The sequence below is a fragment of the Buttiauxella gaviniae ATCC 51604 genome (assembly GCF_001654835.1).
Lineage (GTDB): Bacteria > Pseudomonadota > Gammaproteobacteria > Enterobacterales > Enterobacteriaceae > Buttiauxella > Buttiauxella gaviniae.
In genome coordinates, this window is sequence record NZ_LXEP01000074.1 from 1 (window position 1) to 1765 (window position 1765).

1 rRNA gene is annotated in these 1765 nt (G+C 52.4%); it reads left to right on the forward strand.

The window, feature by feature from the left end:
• Positions 1-213: 213 nt before the first annotated feature.
• A 16S ribosomal RNA gene (locus M977_RS23695) occupies positions 214-1753 on the forward strand.
• Positions 1754-1765 lie beyond the last annotated feature (12 nt).

The window sequence follows — 1765 nt, forward strand, 5'->3', positions numbered from 1 at the left end:
TCGAGTTAGCAAGCGAAAGCGCCTAACTCACTGCTCTTTAACAATTTATCAGACAATCTGTGTGGGCACTCGCAGGATTGATATCTCAGATACCTCCGGGTATCAAAAAAATATCAAGTCTTGAAGAGTGACCAAGCAGTAATTCATTTAGTTGAATTATTACGAAAGTTAATTTTTGAGCACCGCTTCACGAGTTGAAGCAAATCAAGCTTTTAATTGAAGAGTTTGATCATGGCTCAGATTGAACGCTGGCGGCAGGCCTAACACATGCAAGTCGAGCGGTAGCACAGGGAGCTTGCTCCTGGGTGACGAGCGGCGGACGGGTGAGTAATGTCTGGGAAACTGCCTGATGGAGGGGGATAACTACTGGAAACGGTAGCTAATACCGCATAACGTCTTCGGACCAAAGAGGGGGACCTTCGGGCCTCTTGCCATCAGATGTGCCCAGATGGGATTAGCTAGTAGGTGAGGTAATGGCTCACCTAGGCGACGATCCCTAGCTGGTCTGAGAGGATGACCAGCCACACTGGAACTGAGACACGGTCCAGACTCCTACGGGAGGCAGCAGTGGGGAATATTGCACAATGGGCGCAAGCCTGATGCAGCCATGCCGCGTGTATGAAGAAGGCCTTCGGGTTGTAAAGTACTTTCAGCGAGGAGGAAGGCATTGTGGTTAATAACCGCAGTGATTGACGTTACTCGCAGAAGAAGCACCGGCTAACTCCGTGCCAGCAGCCGCGGTAATACGGAGGGTGCAAGCGTTAATCGGAATTACTGGGCGTAAAGCGCACGCAGGCGGTTTGTCAAGTCGGATGTGAAATCCCCGGGCTCAACCTGGGAACTGCATTCGAAACTGGCAAGCTAGAGTCTTGTAGAGGGGGGTAGAATTCCAGGTGTAGCGGTGAAATGCGTAGAGATCTGGAGGAATACCGGTGGCGAAGGCGGCCCCCTGGACAAAGACTGACGCTCAGGTGCGAAAGCGTGGGGAGCAAACAGGATTAGATACCCTGGTAGTCCACGCCGTAAACGATGTCGACTTGGAGGTTGTTCCCTTGAGGAGTGGCTTCCGGAGCTAACGCGTTAAGTCGACCGCCTGGGGAGTACGGCCGCAAGGTTAAAACTCAAATGAATTGACGGGGGCCCGCACAAGCGGTGGAGCATGTGGTTTAATTCGATGCAACGCGAAGAACCTTACCTACTCTTGACATCCACAGAATTCGGCAGAGATGCCTTAGTGCCTTCGGGAACTGTGAGACAGGTGCTGCATGGCTGTCGTCAGCTCGTGTTGTGAAATGTTGGGTTAAGTCCCGCAACGAGCGCAACCCTTATCCTTTGTTGCCAGCGGTTCGGCCGGGAACTCAAAGGAGACTGCCAGTGATAAACTGGAGGAAGGTGGGGATGACGTCAAGTCATCATGGCCCTTACGAGTAGGGCTACACACGTGCTACAATGGCGCATACAAAGAGAAGCGACCTCGCGAGAGCAAGCGGACCTCATAAAGTGCGTCGTAGTCCGGATCGGAGTCTGCAACTCGACTCCGTGAAGTCGGAATCGCTAGTAATCGTAGATCAGAATGCTACGGTGAATACGTTCCCGGGCCTTGTACACACCGCCCGTCACACCATGGGAGTGGGTTGCAAAAGAAGTAGGTAGCTTAACCTTCGGGAGGGCGCTTACCACTTTGTGATTCATGACTGGGGTGAAGTCGTAACAAGGTAACCGTAGGGGAACCTGCGGTTGGATCACCTCCTTACCTAAAAGATAC